Origin of the sequence: Alcanivorax sp., from assembly GCF_014762765.1 — a bacterium.
In the GTDB taxonomy this organism is placed as follows: domain Bacteria; phylum Pseudomonadota; class Gammaproteobacteria; order Pseudomonadales; family Alcanivoracaceae; genus Alcanivorax.
On the sequence record NZ_JABURH010000205.1, the window covers coordinates 1 to 7,892 of the forward strand.

The 7,892-nt window shown below is 57.0% G+C and carries 7 protein-coding genes; 3 read left to right on the forward strand and 4 right to left on the reverse strand.

All coding sequences use genetic code 11. The annotated features are described in order from the left end of the window. Window positions 1-164: 164 nt before the first annotated feature. Both HUJ17_RS15985 and HUJ17_RS15990 read right to left on the reverse strand, forming a co-directional pair. Window positions 165-611 (reverse strand): AgmX/PglI C-terminal domain-containing protein, encoded by a 447-nt coding sequence (locus HUJ17_RS15985; RefSeq protein ID WP_290511625.1) that lies wholly within the window; start codon window positions 609-611, stop codon window positions 165-167. Window positions 612-765: 154 nt separating this feature from the next. Continuing rightward, the gene (locus tag HUJ17_RS15990) at window positions 766-1,644 is read right to left on the reverse strand and encodes a hypothetical protein (protein WP_290511626.1); all 879 of its coding nucleotides are present in this window, start codon (window positions 1,642-1,644) and stop codon (window positions 766-768) included. Window positions 1,645-2,500: 856 nt separating this feature from the next. Between HUJ17_RS15990 and HUJ17_RS15995 the strand changes: the two genes are divergently transcribed. From HUJ17_RS15995 to HUJ17_RS16005, 3 genes are read left to right on the forward strand one after another with little or no spacing between them, the layout of a single operon-like run. Continuing rightward, window positions 2,501-4,525, forward strand: coding sequence for a DUF3604 domain-containing protein (locus HUJ17_RS15995; protein WP_290511627.1), 2,025 nt, complete (start codon window positions 2,501-2,503; stop codon window positions 4,523-4,525). Continuing rightward, the gene (locus tag HUJ17_RS16000; protein ID WP_290511628.1) at window positions 4,522-5,427 is read left to right on the forward strand and encodes a hypothetical protein; all 906 of its coding nucleotides are present in this window, start codon (window positions 4,522-4,524) and stop codon (window positions 5,425-5,427) included. The genes HUJ17_RS15995 and HUJ17_RS16000 overlap by 4 nt, the downstream gene beginning before the upstream one ends. Beyond that, window positions 5,424-6,383 carry a HupE/UreJ family protein gene (locus HUJ17_RS16005; protein WP_290511629.1) on the forward strand — a complete coding sequence of 320 codons (960 nt, stop codon included), beginning with the start codon at window positions 5,424-5,426 and terminating at the stop codon, window positions 6,381-6,383. Before HUJ17_RS16000 ends, HUJ17_RS16005 begins: the two co-directional genes overlap by 4 nt. A gap of 96 nt (window positions 6,384-6,479) precedes the next feature. On the opposite strand, the gene HUJ17_RS16010 is transcribed toward HUJ17_RS16005, so the two are convergent. Beyond that, a complete protein-coding gene (locus HUJ17_RS16010) occupies window positions 6,480-6,782 on the reverse strand; it encodes a chaperone modulator CbpM (RefSeq protein ID WP_290511630.1) in 303 nt (100 codons plus the stop codon). Window positions 6,783-6,784: 2 nt separating this feature from the next. Then, window positions 6,785-7,723, reverse strand: a complete 939-nt coding sequence (locus HUJ17_RS16015; protein WP_290511631.1) for a DnaJ C-terminal domain-containing protein — start codon at window positions 7,721-7,723, stop codon at window positions 6,785-6,787. Window positions 7,724-7,892: the final 169 nt, after the last annotated feature.

Consider the following 7,892-nt stretch of genomic DNA (forward strand, 5'->3'; position numbering starts at 1 on the left):
CAACGGGGAACCGGTATTTCTGCTCACCGCCAAAAGGGTTGTCGAAGAACGCAGCAGATAAAGTGCATGCAGGGAAGGATACTATTGAATGGGTGCCTCGTCTCAAGACACGCCATTCATCGCAGTTTTTGGAGAGTCTTGTTCTTTTTCTTCACAGGCCAAAATCAGGGAGAGAACCGGAGTGTATACTCTCCATTCCAGCCGCCAGGCCCAATACCCGGAAACTTTATGGCAGAGGCGATCATGAGAAAGCGTCTTTCAAGCTCAGAGTGGTCGAGGTCCGACTGCATGATGTCTACCGACGCCACCTTCCCATCACTGCTCACCTCAAGCATCAGCGTTACATTTCCTGCCAGAAAAGGGTCGTCTCTCAATGCTCTTCGGTATTGGCTATCAAATCTGGGGGTATAACGGCAAAACGTGTGGTTGATCAGTGATAAAGTCGATTTGTCTGCACTTCCCACTTCACAAGAACCATCCCCCAAACTGCCCTTATATTTAGCAGCAACCAGCGGGCGAGCCTCGGCCAATGAAGAATCTCCATTACCTCCGGACGCGATCACAGCTTCAAAAAGCAATGACATACTCAAAATTAGAAAGAAATATTTCATGAATTTCTCGACTTTAAGCTGGTACAGCCTCCAGGGTTTGGAAATCCCCCACCAAGTTCAGTATTTGGGAAATGGGAGACCTGACCCTCGGGCTCGAGATTAGCACACCGTCACTTTGTCATGAGAAAAAAGCCCATCTGCTTTATATAGCCTTCTAGGCTCGCTTATTTTTCATACCAAATAATTTTTCCTGAAAATCATTAACGAGAGGGTCAGGAAAAACCTCCGTTTTCATAAATCCTTTATCTGATAGCTCCAGCCATCGTGACAAAGCAGAAATATCTGAATATCCATCTTTATGATTTAGCCCTTTTAAAAATAAATCTGGCTGATAAACCATATCTTCTGCCTCCCACCATTCACCTTCTACTTGCCAGCCCCCTTCACAGCCCCAACCCAATAGCTTTTTACCATCTTCTATCTCCTTAATGTAATCTGGGTCAGCGTAAACCCCTTTCATGAAAATTCCATGCTTTGCCACGATTGCCAAGCAAGCCGTCAAGTCTGCCCTAGCTTTCCAGTAGCAAAATGACCATCTATTACAAAGATAAAATCGATTAATTTCACTATCGCCAACTTCCCCCACTCTTTCCTGAAGAACAAGAACAGCCTGGTCAGGGTAAGTACAATTTCGAGGAACCAAAAGAAAAGCATAAAAATATGCTTCACTACTTTTCTCGACGATTGCTTCTAAAAATCCATCAAATACTTCGGGTTGCTTATAAAAACAATACGTTGGGTAAACGTCTTTTGATGCTCCATCTATCCATGTCCTATTTACATTAAACAATGAGCAAGCGTTTTCTAAAATCTCTTCCGTGAGCTTGAGAGCCAAAACATCTTGGTCTTGCACATCAGCGATAGTCAAATCATGACCAAAGAAACGGGGTATCTGGTTACGATGTACACCATGGCTTCCAAAAAGCATGAGAAACCTATCGGCAATTGATTCCTCCTTAACAGGCCTTTGTCGCCATAATCGAGAAAACCTATCCCAAAGTGAAAGCCCTGCTTCAATTTCACCAAGCACCATCGCCACATCCTAAAATAGTTAACTTTGAATTGACCTGAGTAGGCGAAATACTGGGCTCAGGCCTCCCATTTCCCGAACGGGGAACAGGTCTTGATTGTGCACCCGTCCCCCAAAAAAGCGGGCGTTCAAAACCCACAGCCCGGGAAAGCACACCATAAAAGGAGCACTCCACTTTGCTAGGCTGGTAAAGTTTTCGCCGATAGGAGAATTGGCCAGAGCCGGTCAACGACTTCAGCAGCAGTAACACTGCCACGACAGTGATGACGAGCAGGACAATACTCATGGCTGTTGGTATCCGGGCCGTGTATGGGCCGGTCGCAACAGCGATTGACAGGTTAAGTAAACAGACAGGCCCCCCTTCCCCGAGTTCGCTGTTTCAGGCCGTGCCACCCTGGCCCGCCAATTATTATTGGTATTCGTGATTTGTGATCCAGTTCGAATTTACACAATCCGTACCCTGAAATAAATGAATGGGTTTCATTTTCTTGTTTAGCGGTTCGCCATGCGAGCATGGCTCCAACAGAAGAATGAGACGGCTTCCCGCTATCATGCCTCCACCGCCCTGCCCGCCGGTTTCTTTATTGGGACGGAAGTGCACAAATAGACACAAAGCCCCAACCCAATGAATCTGACCCATCCCGGGAATTCTTCTACCTTGATTCAATCCGCCACCTTAAACAGGGCTGCCGTGCCGATAACGTCTGGCTGCGACTGCTGACAATGTGAATAAGGCGGTGCCGGAATCGGGTGAGTCCTGGCCTGCCGCTTCCGGTTTACTGAGATTGCCGGCCGCGCCGGCGGCTCTTCTTGCTTACTGCCCGGCCCGCCCGGGCGACGATGCGCTTCGGAACTTGCCATGAAATATGCACTGCCCACCTTGATGAGCTGTCTGCTCCTTGCTGCCTGTGGCGGCAGCGATAGCGGTACTTCGACCACGGCTAACGCCCCGGCCACAACGCCGACACCCAGTGAGCCACCGCCGATGCCCGACCCGGATCCGGAGCTGCTCGCCTGCGACCAGACGCCGCCCAACCCGCTGCGTAATGCGTATTTTGGTGAACTGCATCTGCATACGGTGTACTCGCTGGATGCCGTTGCCGCGCAGTTGACCCCGGAAGGCGCCTACCGCTTTGCCATGGGAGAGCCGGTGGCCGCCCCACCCTATGACGCCGCCGGGAATTCGCTGATTCCGCCTTATCAGATTGATCGCCCGCTGGATTTTGCGGCGGTGACCGATCACGGCGAATGGCTGGGCGAGCGGGAATTGTGTGAGGACCCCAGCCTGGACCCGCTGGCCTACAGCTCCCCCGAGTGCACGGTGTATCGCCAGGACCGGGAGCTCGGTTTCCTGCTGTTTGGCGGCGGCTGGGCCGGCTTTAGCCAGTTGGTGCCATTCCCCAATATCAGTTTTGACGAACCCTTCCTGCTCACCGACAACGAGGTCCATCGTCCGTTGTTTTGCGGGGTGACCGGGGAGAAGTGCCGGGGCGCGGCGCGTGGGCCCTGGCTGGATGTGCAGCTGCAGGCTGAGCGCTTTAATCAGCCGGGCTGCTTCACTGCCTTTAACGGCTACGAGTACACCATGTCGCCGCTGAGCGACAACATGCACCGTAATGTAATCTTTTCCGGGGACCAGGTGCCGCAGGACCCAGTCAGTGTCTATGAAGCGCCGGACCCTTCGGCTCTGTGGGAACAGCTCGACGAGGCCTGCACCGGTGAGTGCGAGTACCTGACCATTCCCCACAACTCCAACTTGAGTAACGGGCGCATGTTTGCCGGACCGGAAGAAGACGGCTACGACATTGCCGATAAGCGTCGCAATGAACCGCTGATTGAGATCTTTCAGGTGAAGGGGGACTCTGAATGCGCCCAAGTGGAAAATGGCAGCCCGGATGATCCCCTGTGTGATTTTGAAAAACTGCCGGCTACCAACTTTTTCGAGTTCTTCCTCGGCATCAATCCGATTCCCCCGGCCCCGGCGTTTCAGAACTATGTGCGCCATGGTCTGAAGGAAGGGCTATTGATCGAGGAAGCCAAGGGTGCCAACCCATTCCAGTACGGTTTCATTGCCAGCACCGACAGCCATTTCGGCCTGCCCGGTGCGGTGGATGAAGACAACTTTGTCGGCCACCGGGACGTGCCTCCGGTGGACGGGGTGAAAGACGATTACTTCAATAACCCCGGTGGCCTTGCCGTTGTCTGGGCTGAAGAGAATACCCGCGCGTCCCTGTTTGATGCCATGCAGCGCAAGGAAACCTATGGCACCAGTGGCCCACGCATGCAGCTGCGGGTATTTGGTGGCAGCACCGAGCAAATGCCGGACAACATGTGTGAGCGTGGTGGCCAGGCGTTTGTGGAAACCGGCTACGCGGCCGGTGTGCCCATGGGCGGCGAACTGCATGCCGGCCAGGGCACCCCACGTTTCGCCGTGTGGGCCACCGCGGATACCTTCCCCCGTGAGAACGACCGCAGCGTCAATGTTCCCCTGCAGCGTGTGCAAATCGTCAAAGGCTGGGTGGAAAAAGATGCCAATGGCCAGTCCCTGGCCCGCGAGCAGGTGTTTGATATTGCCACCGGAAACAGCGACTGGTCCCTGGACGATGACACCTGTCAGGTGTCCGGCAGCGGCCCGCAACAACTCTGTGCGGTGTGGGACGACCCGCAGTTCCTGGCCGATCAGAATGCCTTCTACTACGCCCGTGTGGTGGAAGCACCCACCTGCCGCTGGCTGACCCGTCAGTGCATGAATGCACCGGCAGATCTGGACTGCAGCAACAATCCGCAGGAAGAGTGGGCGGCCTGCTGCGAAATCGAGAATGGCAATGCCCCCTCCCGTATTCAGGAACGGGCCTGGGCCTCACCGATCTGGTACAAGCAGTGAACACGATCGGCTGGCTTCGTCACCCCTTGCTCCACTGCCTGCTCTTGGGCAGTGGCGCCTTCCTGGCTCAGTCGTTGCTCCCAGACCCCAGCGCCGATCACCCCGCCGCCACGGAAATTCATTTGGGTGCCGCCGAGGTGGAGGCGTTAAAGGCACAGTGGCGACAACAGCTGGGGCGTGAACTGACCCCCGATGAACTGCAGGCGTCGCTACAGGCCCGGGTGGATGAAGAGATTCTGATTAACGAGGCCCGGTTGCGTGGCTGGGATCGCACGGATCCTATTGTTCGCCGCCGCCTGCGCGAGAATCTGGCCTTTACCGAACAGCCGGCCAGCCACCCGTCCGATGCGCTGGCTACCGCCTATGAATTGGGGATGCCCCTGCAGGACCCGGTGGTGCGCAAGCGCCTTCTGCTTCGCATGCAGGCCGAACTGCGCAGCCAGGCGGACCTGGAAGCGGAGAATGCCGAACTGGCCCGCTACGCGGACTCGGCCACGACCCTTGCACGGCGTTGGAATCTGTCCCATGTGCTACGCACCGGCCCGGACGCCAGGGCAGAGCTGCTTTCACTGCCGTCGTTTTCTCCTCAGGACGCGCCCCGCTATTCCGAGCCTTTTCTCGCCGGCAATGTATTGGCGGATATCAGCGACAAGACTCTCGCCAAGACCTTTGGCCCCGGGTTTGCAGCACAACTGGAAGCCCTGCCCCCCGGCCAGTGGGCCGGCCCGGTGGAGAGTGTTTTCGGGCAGCATCTTGTCTGGATCGAGGCAACAACTCGTCAGCCGGTACCGATCAACCCGGCCAAGGTGTATCTGGCCTGGAAAGCCGACCAGGAAAACCAGGCACTGCGGGACGGTATGTCGCAGCTGCGTCAGCAATACACAGTGAGTTGGGAAGAATGAGCCATCTGTTACGCCACTGTGTGGCCGCCTTGATCCTCGTCACCCTCGCCAATACGGCCCACGGCCATGGGCTGGTACCGATGCTGTTGAAGCTGGAACAGATCGACGACCTGCATCTGCGTGTCAGCCTCAAGTCCGGCGTTACCGTCGCGCAGACGCCGACACCGGTCTTCCCCGAAACATGCACGCCGTCGGCGCCGCAACGCACCATGGCAAAGGAGGCGCACTGGACGATCTGGCAGCTTCGCTGCGACGAACCACCCTACAGCATCAGCCTGCCCGGTCTGGGCGAGTACCAGGCCGTGGCTCAATACCATGCGCCCGGCGAGCCTACTCACAGCAGCTTGCTGGATGCCCACTCCCCCGTCTTCCAGTTCAAGGCATCCGGGGACTGGCTGGGCACACTGATCCGTACCGCTCACTCCGGCATCATTCATTTGCTTGCCGGCTGGGATCACCTTCTTTTCGTTATCGGCCTGACCCTGTGGCTGCGCCGGGGCAAACCTCTGGTTCTTGCGATTACCAGCTTCACTCTGGGCCACAGCCTGACCCTCGCCTTGGCTGCCAGCGGCATCATCCGCTTTCCCGTTACCCTGGCCGAGATCGCCATTGCCGCCAGTTTGCTGGCCATGGCGTTCCAGCTGAACCGGGGCACCCTCAAGCAGCCCAGCAGGGCCACCGTGCTCCTTCTGCCGCTGGGATTTGGTTTATTGCATGGCCTCGGGTTTGCCAATGTGCTCAATACCCAGGGGCTCAGCGGTAACGATTTGATCATTACCTTGCTGGGTTTCAATCTCGGTCTGGAGCTGGGGCAGCTGCTGTGTGTGGCGGCGGTGCTGCTGGTGATGTTTGGCATGAAGCACCATATCCAGCGCCTGCAGAGCATTGCTGTTTACAGCATCGGCAGCATGGCGGTTTTCTGGATGTGGGAACGGGCGCTGTTACTGACGGTTTGAGACCCGGCAGCGGTTCGCCATGCGAGCATGGCTCCAACAAAGAGGAAAAAGGAAAGAGGCGCCCGTGGTAGCTGACATGGGCGCCATCCGGAATCATCACGCCTCGAACCGTTTTAGCCGCCGTCGTAGCTCACGGTTTTCCCGACGTAGCGCCTCCACTTCATCAAGTAACTCCATGGCCAGGGCCACGCCCGCCCAGTTGATTTCCAGGTCGCGCCGCAGACGGGTGGCGCGGGCGATGTCGGCGATGACGGCATCGTCGAATTGCCATTCGCTGGCCTGCCTGTCGTGGGGCTCGATAATGCCAAGGCTGACGATGTCTATCAGGTCCTGCTCTGATATCTGCACCAGTTGGCAAATGTCGCTACTGCATACGGTGATTCTTAATTGAGAGGCCATGACTACCGTCTCCATTGTGCGCGCGGATCGAAGCTCGCCTTGTCGGCGAGTTGTTGCCACAGCTTTTCAATGTCTTCGCCGCTGGCATCGGGCATGACCACTTTCAGCACGGCAATCAGGTCGCCCTTGCCGGTCTTGCCGGGCAGCCCCTTGCCGGGAATGCGCAGCTTCTTGCCGTTCTGGCTGTGTGCCGGGATGGTCATCTGAACCGCGCCGGTGAGGGTGGGCACTTCAATCTTCCCCCCCAACGCCACTTCCCAGGGCGCCACCGGCACGGTGACGATCAGGTTGTGGCCTTCCACATCGAACAAGGAGTGTGGCACCAGGCGGATGCGCAGGTACACGTCGCCAGCAGGGGCCTTGCCGATACCGGCAATCCCCTGCCCTTTCAGCCGGATACGCTCACCGCCGGTGACACCGGCCGGAATTTTCACGTTCAGGGTTTTGCTCTTCTCACCGACCACCTGGCCGTACTGGTCGTACTCCGGCAGCCGGTAGGAAACCGATTTGGATTCGCTGCTGACCGTGTCTTCCAGAAAGATGGGCAGCTCGATTTCCACATCCTGGCCGCGCCGGGACGGGGCATGGCCGCCGCGGGCCTGGCGGGCTCCGGTGAACAGGGATTCGAAGAAGTCGGAAAAGCCCGCATCGGCAGGATCAAACCCGCCGCCGGAAGGCTGCCAACCGGGAGGCGGCTGGAACGAGCCATGGTCGCCTTGCTGGTTGCGCAGGGCGCGGAGCTGGTCGTAGTCGGCGCGCTTGTCCGGATCTTTCAGCACCTGCCAGGCTTCGGCCACGTCCTTGAACCTGGCTTCGGCGTCGTCTTCCTTGCTGATATCCGGGTGATATTTGCGGGCCAGACGGCGGTAGGCCGTCTTGATGGCAGCCGCGTCGGCGTCTGGCTCCACTCCGAGCAGGGCGTAGTAGTCCTTAAAGTCCATTTCACCTCTCCGGGCTCAAATACCCCACTCCCAGCATACTGCTATTTCAGTGACATTCCTGCGGAATATGCGCCCTTCCTGATCAATCTACGGGGCACCTATGCATTGAGAATAAAGGCCGCCAATGACTGAATGGATGGGTGCCCTATTCTTTCTTGCAGGTGGAAAT